Origin of the sequence: Treponema denticola (assembly GCF_024181645.1) — a bacterium.
Classification (GTDB): Bacteria; Spirochaetota; Spirochaetia; order Treponematales; family Treponemataceae; genus Treponema_B; species Treponema_B denticola_A.
In genome coordinates, this window is the sequence record NZ_CP058624.1 from 1,699,848 (window position 1) to 1,725,213 (window position 25,366).

Genomic DNA, 25,366 nt, shown 5'->3' on the forward strand with positions numbered 1-25,366 from the left:
GGGCTTAAACGCTAAGGAGATTATAGAATGAAACAAAATTTAAGACGGGCAGTAAATCTTACTGCATTGGTATTGGCAGCAGGACTGCTGATGGGATTATTTACGGGATGTCAGCAAAATCGGCCTCCTGCCGTAGGCCCGAATGGATCTAATGAATCGTCCCAGCCTACAACGGTAACTATCACGGTAGAAGGAGATACGAATGTAACCGTAAATGAGCCAAAAACTATTGAAGTTGCAAAGGGTACAAAATGGAGCGAGGTAAAACTAAAGGTAAAGGTAAGCTATACGCCCGGTTATGAGGCGGCAGGCTTTAAGCTGGATAGTGAAAGCGGGCCGGACTTAGAAGACAGTTACTCCTTTAATACAAATAAAACCATATTTGTTCTTAGTAGGGCTTCTATTTTCAAAACTGACGGAGGAGGTACGATAACAGGATGCAATTCAGGCATCACTCTTCCGGCAAAACTTGTAATTCCATCTAAAATAGGAAGCGAAGTCATTACTAAAATCGGTAATAATGCTTTTTCGGGTTGTACAAACTTAAAAGAACTTGAACTGCCCAACACTCTGACAGAAATAGGCCGATCGGCATTTGACCGTTGTCCAATCGAGACCTTAGTTATAAACTGTAATATTACAAGCTCAATCATAGCGAATCTTACACATACAAATTCTGTAACAAATAATATGACAACACTTATTATTGGAGAAGGTATAAAGGAAATTGGCTCTCATACTACATGGGGGGGTAATCCAATATTTGACATTGGAAATAAGTTAAAGAAGGTTAAACTTCCGGAAAGTCTTACTTCAATAGGTTTTGATACTTTTTGTAATTGTGGAGAATTAGTCGAGATAAATTTCCCTCCAAATCTTGAAGCAATTGCAGGAAACGATAATTGGGGAGCTTTTAGGAATTGTAAAAAACTTTCTGCTGTAGATCTTTCAAGCTGTACAAAACTTACCTATATAGGATCGAAAACTTTTTTCGGTTGCACGGCCTTAACAGGCATAGATCTATCATTCTGTAAAGAGCTTGGATCAATAGGCTATGCAGCTTTTGAAGGATGTACATCTTTAAAGCAAATAAAGTTACCTGAAGACATTACCTACATTTCTATGAATTCTTTTAAAAAATGTAAAGGTTTAACTAAATTAGACCTCTCACCGTATACAAAGCTTCACACTATAGAAAAAGGGGCTTTTGGAGATTGTACAGGCTTAAAATACTTAAGTCTGCCCCAAAGTCTTACTCAAATAGGAGATATTGTTTCAGGAGGTGCTACTGATGACGGATATGGGGCTTTTATAAATTGTACGAGCTTAACAAGTGTAGATCTATCCGGTTGTAAAAATTTGAAGGAAATAGATCGAGGTTCTTTTAAAGGCTGTACAGGCTTAACAAGTGTAATCTTTGCAAACACAACCGGCTGGACTGTGTATGATAATTTGGACTACACAGGTCCACATACCTACATATCTCCAACCGATTTAAAAAATCACGCAACTGCTGCCGAGTATTTACGCGAAACTTATGCTGATAAATTCTGGAAGAAAAATTAATTGATAGATACATAGGTTTTAAACTTTACTGCCGTTTCCCAAGATAAGGGGAATGGCAGTTTTTTTTGCACAATTCGAGAATAGGGCCGTTATTTTCTATATTGGAGCGGCTGTTTTAGTTTTATTTTGGATAACATTATACCTGTTTGTCTAAAAAACTTGTAATTTTTCTTGTATCGGTGTATAATCTTACTATCAAAATATTAGAAGTTTTTATAGGAGTATGCTTATGAAGAACAGCAAATTTTTTAAAGCCGCCGGCTTTGTTGTAATCGTTCTCATCCTGAGTGCCGCCTTTACAGGATGTGAAACCGAATCCCATGATGTAAGCGGTCAGTATGCGGGAATTGAGGCAAAGGCGCCTGCAAACCGGGTCGATATTCTTCTTTTTAACGACTTTCACGGAAATGTTGCAGAAGATACCCGTCCCGGAAAGGGAAAGAATGCCGGTATGGCTAAAATGATAGGCTATGTCCGCACTGCCGGAATGGAAAATCCTAACACCATTGCGGTTGCAGGAGGCGATAACTATCAGGGAACAGCCATATCCAATCTTACCTATGGAGCTCCCGTTTCGGCTATGATGAGGGCTATGGATGTAAAAGTCTGTGCCGTAGGTAACCATGAATTTGACTGGGGTTCAAACCGCATGACAAAGTGGCAAAAGGACGGAAACTTTACCTTCTTGGCTGCAAACATTGTCGAAAAGAATACGGGAAAGCCTGTGTCCTGGGCAAAACCCTATGCAATCATCAAAAAAGGAAACTACAAGATTGCTTTTATCGGTTTGGCTCACCCCGATACGGCCGTATTGACAAGTGCTGAACATGTAAGCGGTTTGGAATTTACCGATCCGGTAAAAACAGGCCAAGAATGGGTGGACTATCTATTAGCCGGAAAGGCTAAAGAAGGCAAGCCCGATGCAATTATTGCCTTAACCCACATCGATTCATTCCAAAAAGACGGAGAAATCAGCGGAAATGCAGTTAACCTTGCCGAAATTAAGGGCTTGGATGCTGTTCTTTCGGCTCACAGCCATCAAACCGTTTCAGGAAAGGTAAACGGTATTCCCATACTTCAAGCCTATTGTTACGGCAGGGCTGTAGGTAAACTCAGCATCACCTTCGGAAACGAAAACAAGATTGCAAAGATTGAATCGGTAGTCGATGAAATCTACAAGCACAAAGATTCTCTTATCGAGGATGAAAAAGGCAAGGCACTCTTTACAAAATATGACACGGAACTGAAACCTATTATGGGTGAAGTAATCGGTGTTGCTGAGGGAGAGTTTACCCATGAAAGAAGCGAAAAGGGAAGCAATACCCTTTTGGGCGCATGGGCAGCTGAAGTTCAGCGCCAATTGGGAAAGGCCGATATAGCCATTCAAAACGGAGGAGGCTTACGCCGAACCCTTGCAGCAGGTAATATCACCGTAGGCGACCTTTATGAGATTATGCCCTTTGATAATTACCTCGTTGTTTTCGATCTTCCCGGCTCTGAGATTAAAAAGGCAATTGATCACGGTATAATGAATCCTAATATTACCGACGGTCAGTTTGCAGGTCTACGGGTAGAATATGACGGTAGAAAGCCTTTTGAAAACAGAATCACAAAGATTACGCTTATGGACGGAACGCCTCTTGATATGAATAAAAAATATAAGGTTGTGGTAAACAGCTTTATGTTTACGGGAGGAGATTCCTATGATTTTAGCAAGGCAACAAATTCTGCCGAAAGCGTATCTATAAGAGATGCTCTCATTGACGCCATTAAAAAGGCTAAAACAATCAAACCCATACCTGTCGATTATATTAAAGATATAAGCAAATAACAGGATTCGATTATAAAAGCGGTGTAGAAAACTTTCTCGCCGCTTTTTATTAAAGGGAGCCTCTAAAAACTGATGTTTTTAGAGGCTTCTAAGTAAAGATGAACGGAACCGGACATGAAGCGTATTTTCCTTTTTATTGTAAGCCTCTTATTTTTTAATTTATATGCAGAAGACACAGGGCAAATTTCCTCTGAAAATTTATCTCAAGATATGGAAAAGAAGTATGATGGCTTAAGCAGTTATTATAATGCCTATATAAATGCTCCCGAAAATCAGGTCGTTAAGGCTAAAGTTATCGAAATCGTTTATGACGATACAAGGGAAAACCGCCCCGATATTCCTATAGAATCGGACTTCCGTTATCAGCATTTAAAGATAAAAATCTTAACCGGCAAGCATAGGGATGAGGTTTATACAATCCGAAACACGATAGAGCTCGCCATTCCTTATAAACTTATTTTTAAGGTAAACGAAAAGCTCATCTTACAGCTGGATGAAGATGAAACAGGGAAGGTAAACAACTTGCGCATTTATGAGAGGGCAAGGGACTATAAGGTCTATGCTCTTATTTTTATTTTTGCAGCGGTTTTAATTTTTGTAGGTAAAAAAAACGGTCTAAAGGCTCTTATCTCCCTAGGGCTTACCATAGGCCTGATATTCGGCATTTTTCTTCCCCTTATCCTTCAAGGTTATAATCCTATCTTTTGGGCTATTATAATTTGCAGTCTTGCCTCCGTTATTACTCTTTTTATTATTTCGGGAAGGAATAACAAAACCTATACGGCAATTTTTGGAACTATAGGCGGTGTTATTATCGCAGGCCTTTTTGCCTTTGTTGCAGGAAAAATTCTAAGACTTTCAGGTTTGGGAAATGAGGATGCTCAAATGTTAGCCTTTGTTCCCCAGTACCGTAAAATAGATTATCAGGGACTTTTATTTGCCGGCATTATGATAGGCTCCCTCGGAGCCGTTATGGATGTAGCTATGTCTATTTCTTCTTCGATGTGGGAGATTGTAGCTGTAAGTCCTAAGATACCGAATAAGCAGCTGATCAAATCTGGGATGAATATAGGACGGGATATTATAGGCTCAATGTCCAATACGCTTATTTTAGCCTATGTGAGTACATCAATTCCCGTGCTTTTACTCTTTATCATTTTTTCGCACGGGTTTACCGAAATCATAAATTTGGAAATTTTATCGGCCGAGATATTGCGTGCCGTCTCAGGAAGTATAGGTTTAATCTGCACGATTCCCATAACCGTCAACTTAGTAAATATTTTTAGAAAGAACTAAAAAAGGTTTTTAGTCTGAGGTACGGAATCTTTTATTTGAAAAAGAAACTACTTTTATCCGCAAACCAATGCCCAATTTTTAAAAAATATTTTATAGCCTCCCTTATCCCAAAGTTTTATAAGGTCGGAATATTCGTAATAACGGTTTCCGTAATATTGAGGCTTGTCTTTTATTGTTTTTCGCGGATTTGATTTTGTCTTTTCTTGCAGAGAGTCGTAAAGAATAAAACCTTTTTCGTCGTAACCTATTACCGTTACATAATGTAAAACTTTTTTTATTTTTATTAAAAGAATAATCGGCTTTCCTTCGTCGACTGTGTTTTTTATCCAATTAATTTTTTCGGCATCGGAGCAGCAGGATAAAACTTTTTCTTTTGTTTTTATTCCGTGTTTGTGTAATACTTGGATAAGGCCTTGCGGCATGGTTAAGTTATTTTTTATCCGCCATCCTGTTTCCCTTACCAAAAGTTCCGGGTCTATTTCTTTTTTTGTTATTATATTTATCGCAGCCATCGCAGAATATGGTGCACAGTTATTAAAAGTTTGGCGGTAATAAATTTCGCTCATGGCTAAGATATTCTTTTGTCTATGGTTATCTTTTGTGTTTAGCCCGATAGACGGAAAAACTCTGCCTAGACTTGCGATTAAAACGGCAAGCGGAATGAGTGCTAAAAAGAAAAACAAAAATCTTTTTTGTATCTGCATCAAAGATTCCATTGTCAAATACTTATCCAATATTTTTTTGAGAATGCTGTCAATATGTCAACACCCTATTCTTCCAGTACGCCAAGTTTTTCAAAAATAAAAAAGATAAGGCTTAAAGCTACGGCAACGAGGGAGGCTAAAACCATTCCCTTAAATTCGATTTCTCCGAATTTTATGCTGAGGCCGCTCAATCCTGTGGTAAATACTATCGAGGTTAGGATTAAGTTTTTTGATTTTGAATAATCGACCTTTGAATCTACTAAAAGGCGTATTCCCGAAGCTCCTATCATTCCATACAGCAAGAATGTTATGCCGCCGATTACGTTCCCGGGCACGGTACGGATTAGGGCTGCAAGCGGGCTTATAAAGGCCATACAGATTGAAATTATTGCAGCTCCTGCAATTACATAAACGCTGTAAATACCGGTAACTGCCATAACGCCTATGTTTTCGCCGTAGGTTGTAGTGGGCACTCCGCCGACAAGGCCTGAAAGAGCTGTCGAAAAATTATCGGCAAAGATACTTCTGTGAAGGCCGGGATTTTTTAACAGGTCTTTTCCGATGATGTTGGAAGTTACTACCTGATGACTTATGTGTTCGCTTGTGATAACGAGTAATACCGGAAGCATTGTGATAACTGCCATGAGATCGAATTTAGGAAGCTGAAAATGGGGAAGAGTAAAAAGCCCTGCTTCTCTTATTATCGAAAAATCTACCATACCGAAAAAGATTGCTGCTATGTAGCCTGCAATGCTTGCAATTAAAATAGAAATGGTAGATAAAAAGCCCTTAAAAAGAACCGAACCTAAAACGGCAGCTCCTATCGTAATAAAAAAAACTATTATGTCGCCCCGTGAGGCCGATTCCGTCATGATGTTTGCTCCGATAGTTCCGCCTCGAACGGTGAGTCCCGTAAGCTCAAAACCGATCAGGGAAACGACGGCACCCATGGCTGCAGGCGGAAGAATGACATTGATCCATGAGGTTCCGAACTTATAAATTATAAAGGCTATGAGGCAGCCTAAAAGTCCGGTTACTATAAAGGCCCCTTGGGCATACTGAAATCCTATGGAAGAAATAATCAGGCCGGCAGGTCCTAAAAAAGCAAAGCTTGAACCCAAGTAGGCGGGTGCTTTTCCCTTTGTTATGGCTATAAATAAAAGGGTTCCCACTCCGTTCATAAATAATACGATGCCTGCATCAATTCCAAATATAATCGGAACTAAAACCGAGGCGCCGAACATTGCAAATGTATGTTGAATACTTAAAGGCAAGAAAAGCCCCGCCGGAACTTTTTCGTCAACTTGATAAATTCTTTTATGTGACATGATAATCTCCATCGGGGCTGTATGATACCGTTAATTTATTAATAAGTCAATCGGTTTAGTCTTTTTTTATCTTTTCAAATACCGTTATCAGGCCCCAGCCTGCAAGCATACAGAGGACTGCAGCCAGCCTCATTGAAGGCAGCAGTCAGCCATCGGGGAGCATGTGACGGATTGAACCGGCAACCAGCCCTAAAATAAAGGCGTAGGTTATCTTGGGAAATTTCTCCATTAAAAAACCGATTAAACGGGCAGAAAGAATGAAACCGGTTAGAACGCCTAAACCTATAGGAATCAGTACCGGAATGTTAAAGTCGGTAATGGCTTTGATTACGGTATAATAAGCTCCCAGTATCAAAAGGATAAAGGAACCGGATATACCCGGAATTACCATTGCCGCCGCTCCTGCAAAACCTATAAGGAATAAAAGTATAAAATTGACGAGACTCAATGTTTCTATGGCCGCAGTCGATGAAGCCGCCGCACCCTTAAAAAAGTATAGGGCAAGCATTATGCTTAAACCTATAAAAAACCAAAGAATTTTAAAGGCCTTTGTAAAAGAGCTCTCTTTCTCTTTTTCTTTTTCGCGTACAAGGTCAAAGATTATAAAGATGCTTCCCACAATGAGGCCTACAAAAAAGAAATTGGTCTGTATGGGAAATCTTTCATAAACAAGTTTAAAAAGGCGTGCAAATAGGAGAACTCCTAGGCCCATGCCTCCGAAAAGGCAAAGATAAATTTTAAAATTGGCTTTTATAGTCTTGATGTCAAGGCTTGCAGCCCCTATAAGGTCGGAATAAACCCCGAAAACGACGGCTATCGTTCCGCCTGAAACTCCGGGTATAACATTTGCGATTCCTACGGCAATGCCTGCGATTATCTTCTTTATATAGTTTAACATTGCTTAAATATACATAAATTTTACAATATAAACAATACAATAGACACAATCTATAAAAATTTGGTATAATACGAAAATGTTATACCATATTGCAGAACTGCTTGGTCCCTACTTCGGGCCGATGAGACTTTTACAATCCTATGCCGTTTTAATTTCTTTAGGCTTGTTTTTAGGCTTTTTAATCACGGTTTTACTCTTGCCTAAATTTTATTCCAAATTGCCGAAAGACAGAGGTCGGGAGTTTACCGTAAATCCCGAAGCTGCCGTAGGAAAACCTACGGGGGGCGGCGTGGTATTTATTTCCATCTTTGTGCTCTGTGTTTTTTTATTGATTACACCTACCATTACGCAGAGTCTTGTTTTGGTTATAACCTTTGCCGTTATGTTGACGGGATTTTTAGATGACAGATCCGAAAAGTCATGGGGAGAATATTTAAAGGGCGGTTTGGATTTTATTTTATCGGTCGCGACTGCCCTTGTTATTTTTTATATCTATTTTGAAGGAAAGGTTTCCTTTTGGCTGCCCTTTACATCGAGCCTTGTCGAAGTGCATCCTATCGTCTTCTTTGCCGTTTCCATAATTATTTTGTGGATTTCAATTAACACAACAAACTGTACTGACGGAGTTGACGGCCTTTCGGGAACTCTTATTCTCTTAGCCCTTGTTTCCCTCGGCGTAGTTTTTTATTTTGTTTTGGGACATGTCAAGGTTGCAGCCTATCTTTTGATTCCCAATATCAACACTGGAGCAAAATGGGCAGTTATGATTTTTACCCTCTGCGGAGTTCTTACGGGCTATCTTTGGCATAATGCTTATCCGAGTAAGGTCCTTATGGGAGATGCCGGTTCCAGAGCCTTGGGATTTTTTATCGGCGTTCTGGTAATTATTTCACGGAACCCTTTTATCCTTTTGATGACGAGCGGGGTTATCCTCATAAACGGAGGAACGGGTATTTTAAAAGTGGTTATGCTCCGCTTTTTTAAAATCCGTATTTTTAAAAATATCAGGTTTCCCCTTCATGACCACATGAAAAAGAATTTGCAGTGGTCGCCGACTCAGGTTTTAATCCGATTTGTGATTGTCCAAATCTTAATTACGATTGTGATTTTAGGAATTCTATTTAAGATTAGATAGGCTTATAATTTTTAGGACGATGAGTTTTTTATCGAGGTTTGAGCCTCTTTTGGGTTCTGAAAATTTAAGGAAGATTGAAGATGCACGGATTGCGGTTTTCGGTTTGGGTGGCGTAGGAAGCTATACGGCAGAGGCTCTTGCCCGAAGCGGGGTTGCCCAAAACGGGGCAGGACGGCTTATTTTAATTGACGGCGACACGATAGAAGAAAGCAACATCAACCGCCAGCTTTATGCCCTTTATTCTACCATCGGAAAAGCTAAGACTGAAATTGCAAGGGAACGTATTGCCGATATAAATCCGGCATGTAAAATAAAAACTGTAAATTCTTTTATCCTGTCCGATAATTTTTATAAAATCTTAGGCGAAGATTTTTTTAAAGGGGTAGATTTTATAGTTGATGCCGTCGATACTGTAGCTCTAAAACTTTTTCTTGCAGCCGAAGCCGAAAAAAATGATATCCCCCTTATTTCGGCAATGGGCTGCGGAAACCGCCTAAACGCCGATTTTGAATTTGCAGATATTTACAAAACAAGCGTCTGTCCCCTTTGTAAGGTAATGCGCACCGAGCTTAAAAAAAGGAATGTTAAGCACTTGAAGGTGCTTTATTCTAAAACCGAATGTACCGTAAAACAAAACCCTCCGGCCTCGGCTGCATGGGTACCCTCAATCGCCGGCCTTTTAATCGCCGAAGAGGTAATTAAGCATCTATCTCGGCCAGAAGATTTTTCATGATAAATTTGCGGCGCTCCGGGGTGTTCTTGCCCATGTAGAATTCCAAAATTGAAGGAACTTTTTTTAGGGTTTGAACCGTTACGGGGAGGAGTTTTATATCCTGCCCGATAAATTGCCCGAATTCCTTTGGGCTGATTTCTCCCAAGCCCTTAAAGCGGGTAATTTCGGAAGAAGCCCCAAGGCGGCTTACGGCCTCATCTCTTTCCTTTTCGGAATAACAATAGTTTGTCTCTTTTTTGGTGCGTACCCTGAATAGGGGAGTTTCCAAGATATGAACCCGTCCTGAGGTAACCAGCTCTTCAAAATAGCTTAAGAAGAAGGTTAAAAGCAGGTTTCGGATATGAAAGCCGTCGTTATCCGCATCCGTTGCGATTACAATCTTTGAGTAGCGCAAGCCTTCAATATCGTTTTCGATACCCAGGGCCATCATCATATTATAAAGCTCGGCGTTTTTGTATATCTGAGCCCGTTTTTTGCCATACATGTTTTCAGGCTTTCCGCGAAGAGAAAAAATTGCCTGCGTTAAGACATCCCTGCTTGAAACCATGGCTCCCGTAGCCGAGTCTCCTTCGGTGATAAAAATCATGGTGTCTTCACCGAATTTTCCGTCTCCTAAATGGAATTTGCAGTCCTTTAATTTCGGAATCTTTATGGCAATTTTTTTTGCTGCTGCCTTTGCTTCTTTTTTTACCGTGTTAAGCTCGGTGCGGAGTTTTTCGTTGGCAATTATCTTGCTTTCAAGTTTTGCGGCAGAGTCCGCATTTTTTTGCAGCCATTCTACAACTGCCGACTTTGTATCGTTGACTATCCAAGAGCGCACCTCGGTGTTGCCAAGCTTGTTTTTTGTCTGGCTTTCGAAGACGGGAGCTTGAATCTTCACAGAAACGGCAGCACAGGTTCCCTCTCTTACATCTTCGCTCTTATAGTTCTTTCTAAAATACTCGTTAATGCCTTTTAATAAGCCTTCCTTAAAAGCCGAAAGGTGGGTTCCGCCGTCGGAAGTGTATTGTCCGTTTACAAAGGAGTAGTAGGTTTCGCCGTAATTGTTTGTATGCGAAAAAGCAAACTCAAGCTGTTTTTCTTTGAATCGGCAGACTTCATAAATTGTTGAAGTTCCTACATTGGATTCAAGCAAGTCCAAAAGACCGTTTTCGGATTTAAAAAGTTTTCCGTTAAAACTCAAGGTAAGGCCGGAGTTTAAATAGGCATAGTTCCAAATCCGTTTTTCGATAAAGTCCAAATTGAATTTATAGTCCCCGAAAATTTTTGTATCGGGAATGAATTCGACAAGGGTTCCGTTTTTGATTCCGGGCTTTGTGTTTCCTTTTTTTTCGCTTACAAGTTTTCCTCTTTCAAAGATTGCTTCAGCATATTTGCCGTCCCGCACTGCAACAACCCTGAAATGTTCCGAAAGGGCATTTACAGCCTTTGTTCCGACTCCGTTTAAGCCGACCGAAAACTGAAAGACATCATCATTATATTTTGCGCCGGTGTTTATAACCGAAACACATTCTACCAATTTCCCTAAAGGAATACCCCGCCCGAAGTCGCGGACTATTACCTTGTTTCCGTCTTGTTGAATATCGATGCGGGAACCGTTTCCCATTATAAACTCGTCTATTGAATTGTCTATGACCTCTTTTACGAGGATATAGATACCGTCATCGGGATTTGAGCCGTCACCTAAGCGGCCTATGTACATACCTGTCCTCAAACGGATATGTTCAAGAGAGCTCAAAGTTTTTATTTTGGACTCATCATAAACTGCTTTTTTTGTTGCCATTATTCTTCCCCCGTACCCTGTTCTGAGTTTTTATCCGAAAATTTTTCTTCAAGTTCGGCTGCGAGGTCTTTTAAATCGGCTATTTTAGCTTCCGAGTTTTTGATGGCCGTTTCAGAATTGCTGATTTTCTTTTCGGCTTCCTTTATGGCATTTTCGCAATTCTTGATTATGCGGTTAAGATTTTGAATTTGATTTTCTTCCGCCTTAATTTTTTGCATTGTTTCGCAGAATTCTATATTGTATTTTGTTTTGCTTATTTCTTTTCGGTATTTACCCGCTTTTTTTAGATAGCCGGCATATTTTCCCAATTCGTCATCCGAAGGATTTTCCCCAAGAGCCGAATCTCCTTCGGCCGAATAAAACTTGTCTGTATATTTTATTCCGGCAGATTCCAAAATACGGTCTATTTTTTCATCTATTTCTTTTATCCTGCTTGTAAAATTATCGATGCGTTTTTTGGAATTTTTATCTGCACCGGCATCGGCTAATTTTTGAGTAACAAAGCCTGTTTCCTCATCTATCATTTTGAGGCGGTTTTCCGAATCGCTTAAATCGGTACCGAGCTTTAAAATTTCTTCGTAAGTTTTTTTAAGTTCGGATGAAAGTTTACCGGCATCATAAAGAGCTTTTACTTCTTGAGAATTGTAAATATCTATATCCGATTTTGTTAAAATATTTTTAATCTTTTTTTCGGAATTTTTTATCTTTAATCCATGGGAGGAAATCTTGCCTGAAAGACCGAGCTTAGCAAAAAAGTTCGCTTCCTTTCTTTCGGTGTTTAAGGTTTCTATTTTTTCTTGGGCCTCATGTATTTTTGCTTCTTCTGCGTGTATTTCGGCAGATAGAGAATCAAAAAGAGCTGCACACTGAGGTAAAAAATCCTTGTAAAGTTTGAGTAAAAAATCACCCTTTAGTTTTTCTGTTTGTTTTTTTGTATCCGAGAGTCTGTCCTTTATTTGTTTTTTAAAGCTGTCCAATTCGGAAAGGCGGGTGCTGTTGTTTTTTATGTCTAAAATGCTTTCAGTACAAAATTTTCTTTCATCATGCAGCCTTTGCCATTGAAGAAAATTTTCTTGAGAAACCCCGTTTGCCTCTGCAACCGGATCTGCGGTATCTTTGATGAGTTTGTTTCCAAGCTGTTTATAGGCTTCCGTCAGTTTTGATTCAAGGTCTTTTAATTCCTTTAAAAGAACAGGTATTGTTTTATTACTCTTATTCATTCTTCTATTGTAACCTTTTATTTGTTTCTTGACAATAGCTGGTCTCTGATGTTGACATTTTCGTCTTCATTTTTTAAAATGAAAAAGGCCGTTAATGGCCATGAGGTTATGATAAACAGTTCGGCAGAAATTCAGCCTCACTGTTTATCTGACGAGTTTGCCTTTCAGGCAAACATCGCATTATTGTATGCGGTTTTTAAAAAACCGCTTGAAAAAACTTTTTTCGGAAGCTGAGGCTTCCTGCAAAAAGTTTTTATAGAGGTGTTTAGATGAAAAATATTAAAATAGAAATTTGTGCGGGATCCTTTGAGGATGCTGTTTTGGCGGAGAAAGCAGGAGCTTCAAGGATTGAGCTTAATTCTTCTCTTTTTTTGGGAGGCCTGACTCCTTCTCTTGGAACCTTAAAGCTGGTTAAAAAGGAAACCCATCTTGAGGTTATGACCATGGTAAGACCCAGAGCTGCCGGTTTCTTTTATTCTTCTTATGAGTATAAGACTATGCTTGAAGACGCAAAGCTTTTTATAGATAACGGGGCTGACGGTATTGTTTTCGGTTTTTTAAAAAAGGACGGAACCATCGATTCAAAACGGTGTGAAGCTTTGATAAAAATTGCAGGTGGAGCGGATAAGGTTTTTCACAGAGCCATTGATGTGGTGCCCGATCCCTTAAAGGCCCTGGATGAGCTTATTTCTTTAGGATTTACCAGAGTTTTAACGAGCGGGCAAGAGCCTACAGCCTACGAGGGTGCCGAGTTAATTGCCAAAATGGTAAAGCGTGCAAAAGGCCGAATCGAAATTTTACCCGGCGGCGGCATTACCGAAAAAAACGCTTCAAAAATAATCAAACTCACAGGTGTTGATCAGATTCACTTTGCGGCTCTAAAACGCAGGGAAGAGCCGTCTACCAAGGCAAATCCTTCAATCTACTATGGAGGTGCCCTCTATCCGCCTGAAGACAGTATCGAGGTTGCCGGTCTTGACGAGATGACAAAGGTCATAAAAAGCTTGTAATGTGTAAATGCCGAATGGCAAGGTGCGAAGTACAAAGAGCAAATTGTTGCCATTCGGCGTTTAAAACTCGTTCTTTGATATTTTGAGTTTTTTCTGAAGTTACAGTTTTTCTATTTCGGATTCGGGAAGTCCGGTCATTAACAAAATTTCAGAAATAGGGTAACCTCTGTTTTTCATAAGTTTGGCTGTTTCTATTGATTTTTGCTTTAAGCCTTCAGAAAATCCCTTATACCTAGCGTCCATTTCAAAAGTAGACATTAACCTATATTCTTGCCTTGCCTGTTCATTTTGTTTTACTGTTTGTATCATTTCTTCTATCCTCCTTGTAAATTCACTTTTTGCTTTACCTGTTTTAAGGTATTTTAAAAATTCCTTTAATTCTTTGTCTTTAGTGTCCTTAAAAGCCTCTGCGTTTATTATAACCTCTAAAAGGGGAAGGGACAACCCCCGTTCAGAGCGGTGGTTTTTCCCTTCCCCTTTGACCCCATCCCTTTTCCTCGTGCTGCCAAAGGACTTGCAGCCCTTTGGAATCCCGCATTGTTACAAAGTTTATGGCCAATTCGTTGGTTGAGTTAGGAAACAAAGGTTCAGTGGAAATTTAAAGGTTGTATACGCAAAGATAAGTTATAGGATGATTGTGTTAAAATACCATCCACATTATATTTATAGAAAATATTTGAAAAAAATAGTAAATTAATAAAAAAATCTTTGCGAAGTTGAGCGTGTGCTCAACGCTTTGCGTCCCTTGCGGTTAAATAATCAATAAAATTCTTTTTTAAATTTTTGCTATTAACTTCAAATAATCTCTACAATAATTATGAAAGGGGAAAAAATTTTCTTCTTTAAAAATTATTAACGAGGTTTAATCATGGAAAAATTATTTAAAATAACCCTCCGCAACGACTATGCCTTTAAGCGTGTATTCGGAGTGGAAGAAAACAAGGACGTACTACAGGACTTGCTGGAATGTATCTTAGACATTCCTCCTGAAACAATCGCAGGTTTGGAACTTATGGATAAGGAATTTCATAAGTCACTTTTAAGTGAAAAACTAGGTATTTTGGATATTAAATTAAGACTAAAAGATGGAACTTTTATAGATATAGAAATTCAAAACAGTTGGCATTTTGATTTTCCTGAAAGAACCCTATATTATTGGTCTAAGATGTATAATGAAAACATAAAACAAGGTCAAGACTATTGTAAAATTTTTAGCCGAATGTTATTATAATACTGGTAATATACTTTAATATATCAAAAGTTAAGAAGGGGTTTCCAAAGGGTTCTCCCTTTGGCAGACGGAAAAGATAGGAGGGGTTATAGGGGAGGAAAGAAAACCTGTTCTGTCGGGTTGTCTTTCCTCTCCTAATTGATAATCAGGAGGTGAGGGAGATGTTAGCAGAAAGCTCTGAAATGATGAGAAAGGCAAATTCCACCATTACAATAATGGAAATGAGCCCAAAAGAGAAGTGGCTTTATGAAAACCGAATGAAATATGAACACGACAAGGCCTCTTGGAAACATGTAGGTTATCAAGAGGGTATTGAAGCTGGAATACAAGAAGGTATTGATAAAGGGGCTTACAAAAAAGCCCTTGAAACGGCCAAATTATTAAAGCAGTTAGGCGATTCAATCCAAAAAATTATGCAAGTTACCGGCCTTACCAAAGAAGAGATAGAAAAACTTTGATTAGTGATAGAAAAAATTTAACAATTTTTTCTCAATTTTGCTTGGTATTTTGAATTTTTTGATGTATAATAATGGAAGAACAGTTATATTTGACCTTTATTTTAGGAGGTTTTTTATGAAAAAGACAGTATTTTTTGTTTTGATGATACTTGTTTTGATGGTGTCATCCTGTAATTTGTTTTTAAAAGAAGAATACGGCGAGCTTATTTTGAGTTTTGACGGAACACTGCCTGACGGTGCCAGAGCCTTGGGTCCCGACGGTCTTCCAATTCTTTCGACTACTAGTATGAAAATCGATATAATCCGAGAGGACGGCTACACGGTAACAAGAGAACTAGGTGCCGAAGAACCCAAATCTTTGGTTGAGCTTATTCCTGTCGGAGAAAAGATAGAGATAATAGTTACGGCTTATAATGCTTCTTCCCAATGGTCCGGAAAAACAGTCCATGCTGTAACCTCAGGCCAAAATCATGTAAGAGTCCTCTTAAACAAAAACGTTTCAGGTTTAAAAAATCTTTTGTTTACACAGACTGGAGATGGCCAGCACGGCTACAACTTAACCTTCTACATGGACGGAAAAGGAATTATGGCTCCCGGTTCGAATCCATCTGCTCAGGAAAAACCGTACAGCTTTGCTCGCGACAGTAAGGGGCGGCTTTATGTCAGATATAGAGACACCCATGTTAGGCTTGTCCGATATACGAGTGAGGGTGAACTTGATGTCCATCCGGCAACAACGACGATCAAATTTCTCGCAAACGATTATACAACGGGAAAGATGTACGGGACGGATGGAACCAACTTTTGGGAAATACGGGATGATTTAAGTTTAGGTTCTGTTCCCAGTTTCACTTCGTCTGTGAAGAATTTTTTTGCCGTAGATAACGGCAGAATTGCATGGGTAGTAAAAGAAGGCCACGACCCTTTAAAGGTGCGCATCAAAAAAGACTTGGAGAGTGGAGAAAATCCGATATCAATCGAAATCAAGAATCATATTGATATTCACCATTGCAAGCCATCAGAAGTAAAAGATATTTTTATCCGCGGCGATTATGTATATGTGCTTTTTACTACAGTTAATGCAAGCGTGGGTTCAAGTGGTCCTAACCTTTATTCTTTGGGCGGGGTTGTCCGTTATAATATAAACAATTTGGCTGAACCTCCTGTAAAAATCGGTTTTGCAAACAGCGTCGGTTTTGAAAATCAGGTAGTAAAAAACTATGACTACTCCAAAAACTTTTACGGGGCGGTAAAGGTAATCGGTTTTGACGACGAAAACCTCTACATAGCCGACGACGGCTTTGCTGCCGCCTATATTGCTCAAGCTGAAAGCCCCCGTATCGTTGAAAACCGCAACCGCATAGCGGCCCTTAATATTGCAACAAATACCGTCAGCTTTACCGAAGAGTACACCGCAAAGTGGTACAACGAATGGAAAGAGTGGGAGGGCGTAAAGACAAAGATTCTGTTGTGGGAGGAGGGCAATGCACCTACGTATTTCGGAATGAAATATTGGATAGGCGATACGGCAGGAACACCTTGCCCATCAAATGATGACGATGCACTCTGGGTTTCTAATGCTCAGCAAGTATTACCTACCGATGTTTTCTGTTATGACCAAGGCGGTAATCTATATATATATGCTGACGGTATTGATGGAGGGTTCAGGCGTTTTGCCTTGAAAGAAGACGGTTCTTACGATAAGTCTTCGGCTCAAGATTTGGATATGTCAAGTAGTGTGAATGCCATTGCAGTCGATATTTCCGATGGGGAAAATTATTTGTATTATGTTGAGACTTATAGTTCACCGCACGCCATAAAAAGGTTTAAATGGGGACACTTAGGCCATGAAACCTTCGATAACGCCGAGCCGGATACGGGATGCAGCATCTCAGTCTCGACAAATGGAGAAATTACCGCTCTTGCGGCAAATAAGGACGGGGTCTTTGTCAATTCGCGAACTGTATCGACTACTGGATATACCTTATCGGTAAAGAAGTATAAAAAAGAGGACGGAACTTTTGTCGGAGAGATTACAGTGGGAACAGAGCAGCCGCCGGTGGCGACAGAACCGTCGTTGCCGTATCCCGACTACACCAAATTGGAAAGCAATATCAACAGCTTACAGATAGTCGATGGTGTACTGTATGCCATTACATCAAAGATCGAACAAAAGATGAAGAAAAAGGCTAATTATCAACCAATATATGGGATTGATAACTTTAGAAGTAGCAGTGTACTGTATAAAGTAGGTAAGACGATGGGAGGATTTTCCGGTAATGCAGAAAAACTAAATGAAAAGAATGTTGTAGATTCGCCGGAGCCGGGAACTGGTTATAATTTTTACCGCTTTATCGCGGTTAAGCCGAAAAAGCTCGTGATTGCTTCTGACGGCGCCTGGGGTAAGAATGGATTTTATGGATCTCACAGTGAAGCCAACAATAATAAAGTTTTTGAATATAACTTATACGGGAATTTGGATTCACCGGATGAAAAGGATTCTGGCGGGGTATTCTCACACGAATTGATATACAATCCAGCTTCTAGTGCTCCACCGACAGCTGCTCATTATACATGGGACTAATTAATCTTTCAGATGTACTTTACTTTACGCGGCACGCTTTCGGCGTGCCGTATGGTAAAAGAAGATTAGTGGGGAATTTATAATTAAGAATGGAATGATTTCACTGTTTGACACTTGTCCTTTGACAATTTTTTCATTTATGTGCTATAATATACTTTATGGAGAAAAATTATCGGAAGCTAGGTGTGTTGATTCTCATTTTTTTGGGGCTGGTAGGTACGGGAACGCTTGCGGTGTATCAAAAAATAAAAGTCCCTTTGGGACAGCCTGCTAAAGTACAGGCGGAGCTTTCTAAAACGGAAACTGCCGAGCTTGAAAAGCCTAAACAAGAGACTGAAAACACGGAACCTAAAAAAGAACTTAAAAAGGAAGAGCCTAAAACAGAAGACTCTCCTTTGAACACCGAGCCTGAAAAACCCTCAATAGGAATCTCCCTTGCCGATAGGGATAAAAAAATTTTTAACTGGTCATTAGGGCTCTTGGCCGAGGCAAATATGAATTCGCCTGAAGCTTGTGCAATGGGCACGGGACTTTACACCCTTTTTATGCTTCCTTTAAAACTCAAAATAGGGCACTTATCCTTGGGAGCAAAGGCCCTTTATTCAAATGACTTTAAAAAACATCATATTTTTGATGCAGCCCTCTTATTCCGTTGGAACTTTTATGATTTTTCAAAGATAAAAGAACGGGATTCGGGCTTTTTTATCCAATTGGAAGGCGGTGCCGTTTTCGGCCTAAAAGAAAGAGAGCCTTCAAAACTTTTTATGTATGCCCTCGGCGAAGCCGCATTCGGTTACCGCTTTACAATAAATAACTTTTTTATCGAACCCTATCTAAGAGGCGGCTATCCCGTAATCTGGGCAATAGGAATCAGCGGAGGATTTAGAATATGAAAAAAATTTTTGTTTTATTTTTGGCGATACTTTTTGTATCGGTTTCGGCTTGTAAAAACCCGTTTTTTAAAAACATGCTGGACAAGGATTCGGGGAGTGAAGGGACCGGAGATTGGAATTCTCAAAGTTCCGATGTAGGTTCTTTTGAAGACGCAGGGGACTTTGTAAAAATAATACCTCCTGTAAACGGTATTATAGGCATTGACCCTGACTACACCTTACCCTATACTGACGAATGGTTGAAAGGTGTATTCCGTGCAGGGCGCACGGTAAAACTGAGTCCCTATAAGATCGGCAAAACAGAGGTAACGTATGAGCTGTGGTATAGTGTACTCAAATGGAATACTGATAATGGTAAGGGATACGTCTTTGCAAACAAAGGGCTTGAAGGTTGGGACGGCACAGGCGGCGGTGGTTATTATCCTAATTATGCGAATATCGGTAAGCCCCCTACAGCAAACAAAAATCATCCTGTAACAATGGTAAGCTGGCGGGACTGCATAGTGTGGTGTAATGCGTATACGGAAAAGACGAAAGGCTCCGATGAGCAATGCGTATACCGCAAAAGCGATAGTGATTCTACCGTATTAAAAGATGCGACGGCGAAAGATGGGGAAGAATTTATTTGCGATAAAGCCTATGCCGATATGAGTAAAAAAGGCTTTAGACTTCCGACTGAAGCCGAGTGGGAATATGCGGCCCGCCGGCAAAATGACGGCACAAATGCGACAAACTACGGCGCAGGTGGTAGTGAGGTATGGCTGACCAAACTAAACAGTGTAAGCGGAGCCAAAGATAAATGGGATACGGCTGAAACAGGAGAGGTTGCGTGGTATTGGGGTAATTCAGGCCGCAAAACTCATCCTGTTGGAAAAAGGAGAGCGAATGCACTTGGCTTACACGATATGAGCGGGAATGTCTGGGAAGGGTGTTTTGATGGGCATGATAATAACCCTGCATCAAACGATGCTGCTTATGTGCAAGGCGGTATTGTTACCGATCCTCAAGGTGCCGCATCAGGCTCTGGCCGTGTTCTACGCGGCGGCAGCTGGGGCAGTTACGCGAAGAACTGCACTGTAGGTCTTCGGTACCACTACAGTCCTGACCGCAGGGACTACAATTTTGGCTTTCGCCTGGCTTGCCGGCCTTAGAGTTCACACATTTTGCCGGAGAGGTACTCAAAATCGGACATCAGTGTCCGATTTTGAGTTTCGAGTTTTGCCTCAAGGCAAAACATCGCAAGAATGGAACCACCGCCGTCCTTGGCGGTAAAGCGGTGAAACCGAACAAGCAAAATGTGTGGTGTGGTGCAGTAAATTTTTGAAAAAAATAGTAAAATATAAAAAGATTTTTATAATCTATGCAGTTTTTAAAAATTTCTTTGCGAAGTTGAGCGTGAGCTCAACGCTTTGCGTCCCCTGCGGTTAAATAATCAAAAAAATGTAAAATTACGCCTAAAAAACAACACAATTATCGACATCGAAATTCAAAACAGGTGGAACAGCGAGTTTATCCAACGAACCATCTTTTATTGGGCTAAAATGTACACTGAAAACTTAAAAACAGGCGAAGTATATACAAAATTGCCTAAATGTATTACAATAAACATAGTGGGTGAAGGATTTGATTTGAATTCACTTATCCATAGTGAGTACAATGTAGTCGAAAAGCACATAAACGACAGACTTTCCGATGAGCTTGAGATCCACTTTTTAAACTTAGCCAAGGTTAAAGAACAGGATGAAAATACAGAATCCGATGAAAAGAAAAAGAAACTTTACAACTGGCTGAAATTTATCGAAACTGATAATCCGGAGGTGAGAGAGATGTTAGCACAAGAATCCCCTATGATGGCAAAAGCCAATGCAACAATAGAAGTAATGGAAATGAGCCCAAAAGAGAAGTGGCTTTATGAAAACCGAATGAAATACGAACACGACAAGGCCTCTTGGAAACATGTGGGTTATCAAGAAGGAATCGAACAAGGAATTGAAAGAGGTTCTTACCAAACCAAACTTGAAACGGCAAAGCTGATGCGTATGCATAATTACCCGATTGCCGAAATTTGTACAATATCGGGTCTTTCCAAAGAAGAAGTAGAAGCGATTAATTAATTGGTAATTTGTAATTATGCCGAAATGATAATTTTGAGATTTGACAAATTTTTCATTTATGTGCTATAATATACTTTATGGAGAAAAATTATCGGAAGCTAAGTGTGTTGATTCTCATTTTTTTTGGGCTGGTAGGTGCGGGAAAACTTGCGGTGTATCTTTCCTCCCCTAATTTACGGTTTTTCGATTTCTTCTTCGGGAAGCCCTGTAACTTGCATAATTTTCTGTATCGAATCACCTAATTGTTTTAAGATTTTTGCTGTTTCCCTCTTGGCTTTGTCTTTAATATCCATCTCAAAAGTAGACGTTAACCTGTATTCTTGTCTTGCTTGTTCGTTATTTTTTACTGTTTATATCATTTCTTCTATCCTCCTTGTAAATTCACTTTTTGCCTTACCTGTTTTGAGGTATTCTAAAAAATCTTTTAAATCTTTGCCTTTAGTGTCCTTAAAAGCTTCCGCATTTATTATAATCTTTTTTGTTCCATCTTGTAAAGACGGGCTTTGCCTCTGCTTACAAGTTGATTTTAAATCTTGTGATGCTATTACTCTTTACACCTTACCAAGAATTTTTCGGCTATGGGTTTATCGGTTTTGATGATACAGGGATGACCATGGCAGACCCAATCCATTTTTTCTTTTGTGTCGGGTTTAAGAAGGGTATAGTCCCTGTCCTCGATAGAACAAATATCGGGGCCTACATATTCGAGAGGAATACCGGAATCTATCTTGTTCATCGAAATAAATTCATATTCATTTTCCGAAAGCCTTTTACCGATTTTGCCTGCGAGCATGTAGGGAGACTTTGACTCGCCTGCGGTGGTCTTATTTGCTTCAGCACTCGAAAAATAAAAGCCCGTAGAAAACTCCCTGTGGGCCGTATTGTATAATTCTTCTACAAAGGGAGCCGCTTCATCTGCGCTTATTTTTCCGTTTAAAAAATCTATTTTTTTGCGGTAGGCCCTTGCGGTTAAGGCCGTATAGTAAATGCTTTTCATGCGGCCTTCTATTTTTAAAGAATCAACCCCGGCTTCTTTCATCTTGTCGAGGTAGTCTATCATACACAAATCTTTTGAAGAAAAAAGAGCCGTATAGTTTTCGCCTTCTTCTACGGGGAAAAGCTCTCCCTTCCGTTCGGATTCTTCTACAAAGAAGTGGCCGCCTTTTTCGGAATACATCTTATAATTCCAGCGGCAAGAGTGGGTACAGGCACCTGCGTTTGCGCTTCGGTCGGTAAGATAGGCGCTTATCAGGCAGCGCCCCGAATAAGAAATACACATTGCCCCGTGCACAAAACATTCAAGCTCCATTTCGGGAACCCTTTGTTTTATTTCGCGCACATCCTCAAGGCTTGCTTCCCTTCCCAAAACCACGCGGGAAAAACCTAAGTCCTTGTACACTCTTACTGCCTCATAGTTTATGCAGTTTGCCTGCGTGCTTAAATGAAGCGGAATATCGGGAAAGCTTTCTTTTAAAATTCGGGCGGCTCCCAAATCTTGGACTATAAAGGCATCGAAGGGATATTGCTTAAAATATTTTACCTCGTCTAAAAAGTTTTTTAGATCCTCATTATGAAACGAAATATTTATTGCACAATAAAGTTTTTTTGTTAAGCCGCGTTTTTTGTATTCTTCTTTTAAAAGGGAAATATTTTTATATTCTTCTCCCGAAAAATTATCGGCCTTAGCTCTAAGCGAAAAGTTTTTTAATCCTATATAGGCTGCATCGGCTCCGTACTCCCATGCATAATCCAATTTTTCAAAATTGCCCGCAGGCGAAAGAAGCTCCATTATTTTGTATCTCCGCTTAAAATAAACTCACTTATTTTTTTCCCGACAGCTTCAACTGCAAGGTGGGCATTGGAAAAATAATCGGGGACGGCTTGAAACAAATGAGGCATGTTCTCCATTTTATCGAGCACGGCCCTTCCTCCGGCTTTTTCTATTTTTCCGCAAAGCCTGATTGAGTCATCCAAAAGAATCTCATTACTTCCGCATTGAATAAAAACAGGCGGAAAGTTTTCAAAGTTTCCAAAAATAGGAGAAACAAGTTCGTTGGTAAGATTTTTTTCTTCCGTGTATAAATGAGCAGCCCCCAATAAAGCAGCTTGAGAAAAAACAAAATCTTTTTTGCGGTTTACGTTTAAGCCCTCGCTTGAGCAGCTTAAATCCGCCCAAGGCGAAAATAAAATCAGCAAGGCAGGCAGGGGAAGATGCTTATTCTTTAAATAATGGATAAGGGACAAAATTAAGCCGCCCCCTGCCCCGTCTCCTGCAAGAATTAAATTTGCAGGTTCAACCGTATGCGATTCTATAAGTTTTGCATAGACCTTGTAAACATCTTCAAGGGCGGCAGGAAATGGATGTTCGGGGGCTGTCTTGTATTCTGGTAAGTAAAGATCGGCAGAAGCTTCATGAGCAAGACCCGCACAAAAAGAGCGGTAAGCTTTTTTTGTTCCGCTGATAAAAGAGCCGCCATGAGCATATAGGATCACCCTGCCGGAAACAGCCATCTCAGGCTTTAATACATCCGTATCGACACCCCGCAATTTGACTTCGGATAAGTCTACATTGTTCGGCACATAGGGAGAATAAAGAATATCGTCATAGGCAAGTCTTAACTCGTCTATTGTATGTTTTCGAGAAAGAACAGCCTTTTTAAATCTCTTTTTTAATTCGCGTAAATCCTTCAATTCGTTTTGCACCTAAATGTCTCCGTCTAATAGTTTTCGATTAATCGGCTTTGAGGCATCGATTAAAACTCATCTAGCTTGCGTAAATTTGCATAGATGCCGTTTAAACTTAAAAGCTCCTCGTGAGTGCCGCTTTCCATAATTCCTTCATCGGTAACCACCAAAATCCTATCGGCATTTCTTATTGTAGAAAGACGATGGGCTATAACTATTGTAGTCCTCTCCTCAGAAAGCTCCTCAATTGCCTTTTGAATTAAAATTTCGTTTTCGGTATCAAGGGCTGAAGTCGCTTCGTCCAAAATCAAAATCGGAGGATTTTTTAAAAAGACTCTGGCAATGGAAATTCTTTGCTTTTGACCGCCTGAAAGCATAACGCCCCGCTCTCCCACATAGGAATCATAGCCTGCTTCCAAGCTCATAATAAAATCATGAATGTGAGCATTTTTAGCGGCTTCAATAATTTCCTCATCGGAAGCCTCAGGCTTACCGTAAGCTATATTTTCTTTTATGGTTCCGCCGAAAAGATAAACATCCTGCTGCACAATTCCGATATTTTCCCTCAATGACTTTAATGTCAAGTCCCGAACATCTTTACCGTCTATGCTTATCTTTCCGTTTATTACATCATAAAAACGGGGAAGAAGGGAGCATATAGTCGTCTTTCCTCCGCCTGAAGGGCCTACGAGAGCAAGGGTTTTTCCTGCAGGAATATCGATGGAAATATTTTTTAAGATTGTTGTAGTTTCATTATAGCTGAAATCGACATTTTCGTATTTTATATTTCCTTTTACATCCTTTAGCTCGACGGCATCTTCTTTTTCGGTAATGTCCGGAGCCGTTTCTACAACCTGTAAAAAACGTTTAAAACCGGCAGCTCCTTTTTGAAACATCTCGGTAAAATTGATTAGGAGATTTATAGGAGCGATATAGATATTTATGTACAAAACATAGATGGTCAAATCTGGAATTGTCAGCTCATTTCTTGCAACAAAAAAGCTTCCCGCTAAAACCGTTACGATAAAAAACAAGCCCTGCAAAAGACCGTTTACGCCGACAAACTGCCCCATCTGCCTGTAATTTAAATATTTAGAATGAACAAAGGCCTCGTTTGCTACATCGAATTTTTTGCTTTCCAATTCTTCGTTTGCAAAGGACTGCACCACCCTTATTCCCGAAAGAGTGTCCTGCACTTGGGAATTTATTCCGGCTATGGTTTTTCGGTTGAGCATAAAGATTTTACGCATCTTTTTGTTTTGAAAAAAAGTAAAGATGAACATAAGGGAGGTAACCGAAGCTAAAATAAGAGTAAGCCTTACATTGATAAAACAAAGGAGTGCAAAAGAACCTATTATTTTTAAAAAGGAAATAAAAATGTTTTCGGGGCCGTGATGTGCCAGTTCCGATATATCGAAAAGGTCTGAAACAATCCGCGAAATCATGTCTCCCGTTTTGTTTTTATCGTAATATGAAAAGGAAAGACGCTGCATGTGGTTAAAAAGGTCATTTCTCATATCCCTTTCCATGCGGGCACCCATTATATGGCCCCATGAGGTTATAAAATATTGGGTGAAGTATCTTATTATATAAAGTCCCAATAGAATGACGGCAATTATAAGTCCAAGATATATAATGGCCGAGGCTTGAACATCAAAGCCGAAAATTGTCTTATCCGAAAAGAGCAAAAGCTCGCCGCTTCTTATTTTTGGGATTACCCTTGTTAGGTATCTTATCACCTGAGGAAAAACCAAGTCCACTGCTGAAACGATGAGAGCGCAAAAAAGATCAAAGAAAAACAAGAATTTATAAGGCTTATAATAAGCCGCAAATTTTAAAAAGGTGCTTTTTTTATGCATATTTTTGATAATATATGATAATCAAAAAAAAGTAAATA

19 protein-coding genes and 3 pseudogenes are annotated in these 25,366 nt (G+C 39.8%); 12 read left to right on the plus strand and 10 right to left on the minus strand.

The genetic code is table 11. The annotated features are described in order from the left end of the window. Positions 1–27: 27 nt before the first annotated feature. From HO345_RS08025 to HO345_RS08035, 3 genes are all read left to right on the plus strand, one after another. A complete protein-coding gene (locus tag HO345_RS08025; RefSeq protein WP_253682423.1) occupies positions 28–1,566 on the plus strand; it encodes a leucine-rich repeat domain-containing protein in 1,539 nt (512 codons plus the stop codon). 229 nt (positions 1,567–1,795) lie between these two features. After that, positions 1,796–3,397 (plus strand): 5'-nucleotidase C-terminal domain-containing protein, encoded by a 1,602-nt coding sequence (locus HO345_RS08030; RefSeq protein WP_253682425.1) that lies wholly within the window; start codon positions 1,796–1,798, stop codon positions 3,395–3,397. Between the two features lie 114 nt (positions 3,398–3,511). Beyond that, positions 3,512–4,693, plus strand: a complete 1,182-nt coding sequence (locus HO345_RS08035; RefSeq protein WP_253682427.1) for a YibE/F family protein — start codon at positions 3,512–3,514, stop codon at positions 4,691–4,693. Between the two features lie 53 nt (positions 4,694–4,746). On the opposite strand, the gene HO345_RS08040 is transcribed toward HO345_RS08035, so the two are convergent. The 3 genes from HO345_RS08040 to HO345_RS08050 form a co-directional block, all read right to left on the minus strand. After that, on the minus strand, positions 4,747–5,409 hold the full coding sequence (locus tag HO345_RS08040) for a C39 family peptidase (RefSeq protein ID WP_253682429.1): 663 nt from the start codon (positions 5,407–5,409) through the stop codon (positions 4,747–4,749). A gap of 53 nt (positions 5,410–5,462) precedes the next feature. Then, positions 5,463–6,725 carry a uracil permease gene (gene uraA / locus HO345_RS08045; RefSeq protein WP_253682430.1) on the minus strand — a complete coding sequence of 421 codons (1,263 nt, stop codon included), beginning with the start codon at positions 6,723–6,725 and terminating at the stop codon, positions 5,463–5,465. Between the two features lie 145 nt (positions 6,726–6,870). Next, entirely contained in the window at positions 6,871–7,623 is a 753-nt protein-coding gene (locus HO345_RS08050; protein ID WP_253682432.1) for a DUF368 domain-containing protein, read from the minus strand. 76 nt (positions 7,624–7,699) lie between these two features. On the opposite strand from HO345_RS08050, the gene HO345_RS08055 reads away from it, so the two are divergent. Beyond that, positions 7,700–8,758, plus strand: a complete 1,059-nt coding sequence (locus HO345_RS08055; RefSeq protein ID WP_253682434.1) for a phospho-N-acetylmuramoyl-pentapeptide-transferase — start codon at positions 7,700–7,702, stop codon at positions 8,756–8,758. 19 nt (positions 8,759–8,777) lie between these two features. Continuing rightward, positions 8,778–9,491 (plus strand): tRNA threonylcarbamoyladenosine dehydratase, encoded by a 714-nt coding sequence (locus HO345_RS08060; protein WP_253682436.1) that lies wholly within the window; start codon positions 8,778–8,780, stop codon positions 9,489–9,491. Here HO345_RS08060 and HO345_RS08065 read toward each other — a convergent pair. Both HO345_RS08065 and HO345_RS08070 read right to left on the minus strand, forming a co-directional pair. Continuing rightward, positions 9,457–11,274, minus strand: a complete 1,818-nt coding sequence (locus HO345_RS08065) for a DNA topoisomerase IV subunit B (protein ID WP_253682438.1) — start codon at positions 11,272–11,274, stop codon at positions 9,457–9,459. The genes HO345_RS08060 and HO345_RS08065 overlap by 35 nt on opposite strands. Then, the gene (locus HO345_RS08070) at positions 11,274–12,494 is read right to left on the minus strand and encodes a hypothetical protein (RefSeq protein ID WP_253682440.1); all 1,221 of its coding nucleotides are present in this window, start codon (positions 12,492–12,494) and stop codon (positions 11,274–11,276) included. Before HO345_RS08070 ends, HO345_RS08065 begins: the two co-directional genes overlap by 1 nt. A 48-nt stretch (positions 12,495–12,542) precedes the next feature. On the opposite strand from HO345_RS08070, the gene HO345_RS08075 reads away from it, so the two are divergent. Both HO345_RS08075 and HO345_RS08080 read left to right on the plus strand, forming a co-directional pair. Beyond that, positions 12,543–12,728 carry a hypothetical protein gene (locus HO345_RS08075; RefSeq protein WP_253682442.1) on the plus strand — a complete coding sequence of 62 codons (186 nt, stop codon included), beginning with the start codon at positions 12,543–12,545 and terminating at the stop codon, positions 12,726–12,728. 35 nt (positions 12,729–12,763) lie between these two features. Then, entirely contained in the window at positions 12,764–13,504 is a 741-nt protein-coding gene (locus HO345_RS08080; protein ID WP_253682443.1) for a copper homeostasis protein CutC, read from the plus strand. Between the two features lie 99 nt (positions 13,505–13,603). Here HO345_RS08080 and HO345_RS08085 read toward each other — a convergent pair. Then, a pseudogene (locus tag HO345_RS08085) lies at positions 13,604–13,992 on the minus strand (nuclease/transposase family protein). 380 nt (positions 13,993–14,372) lie between these two features. On the opposite strand from HO345_RS08085, the pseudogene HO345_RS13215 reads away from it, so the two are divergent. The 5 genes and pseudogenes from HO345_RS13215 to HO345_RS08115 all read left to right on the plus strand — a co-directional run bounded on the left by HO345_RS13215 (position 14,373) and on the right by HO345_RS08115 (position 20,784). Further along, positions 14,373–15,193: pseudogene (locus HO345_RS13215) on the plus strand (Rpn family recombination-promoting nuclease/putative transposase). Positions 15,194–15,308: 115 nt separating this feature from the next. Then, positions 15,309–17,777, plus strand: a complete 2,469-nt coding sequence (locus tag HO345_RS08100) for a hypothetical protein (protein WP_253682447.1) — start codon at positions 15,309–15,311, stop codon at positions 17,775–17,777. A 158-nt stretch (positions 17,778–17,935) separates the two neighbouring features. After that, a complete protein-coding gene (locus HO345_RS08105) occupies positions 17,936–18,670 on the plus strand; it encodes a hypothetical protein (RefSeq protein ID WP_253682449.1) in 735 nt (244 codons plus the stop codon). Then, entirely contained in the window at positions 18,667–19,821 is a 1,155-nt protein-coding gene (locus HO345_RS08110; RefSeq protein ID WP_253682451.1) for a formylglycine-generating enzyme family protein, read from the plus strand. The genes HO345_RS08105 and HO345_RS08110 overlap by 4 nt, the downstream gene beginning before the upstream one ends. A 258-nt stretch (positions 19,822–20,079) precedes the next feature. Beyond that, positions 20,080–20,784, plus strand: a complete 705-nt coding sequence (locus HO345_RS08115; protein WP_253682452.1) for an Rpn family recombination-promoting nuclease/putative transposase — start codon at positions 20,080–20,082, stop codon at positions 20,782–20,784. Between the two features lie 173 nt (positions 20,785–20,957). On the opposite strand, the pseudogene HO345_RS08120 reads toward HO345_RS08115, so the two are convergent. From HO345_RS08120 to HO345_RS08135, 4 genes and pseudogenes are all read right to left on the minus strand, one after another. Next, positions 20,958–21,284, minus strand: a pseudogene (locus tag HO345_RS08120) (nuclease/transposase family protein); the annotation flags it as partial. A gap of 44 nt (positions 21,285–21,328) precedes the next feature. Beyond that, positions 21,329–22,573: a peptidase U32 family protein gene (locus tag HO345_RS08125; RefSeq protein WP_253682454.1), complete on the minus strand. Its 1,245-nt coding sequence runs from the start codon at positions 22,571–22,573 to the stop codon at positions 21,329–21,331. Beyond that, positions 22,573–23,487 (minus strand): alpha/beta hydrolase fold domain-containing protein, encoded by a 915-nt coding sequence (locus tag HO345_RS08130; protein ID WP_253682456.1) that lies wholly within the window; start codon positions 23,485–23,487, stop codon positions 22,573–22,575. Before HO345_RS08130 ends, HO345_RS08125 begins: the two co-directional genes overlap by 1 nt. Before the next feature lie 50 nt (positions 23,488–23,537). Then, a complete protein-coding gene (locus HO345_RS08135; protein ID WP_253682457.1) occupies positions 23,538–25,328 on the minus strand; it encodes an ABC transporter ATP-binding protein in 1,791 nt (596 codons plus the stop codon). Between the last annotated feature and the right edge of the window lie 38 nt (positions 25,329–25,366).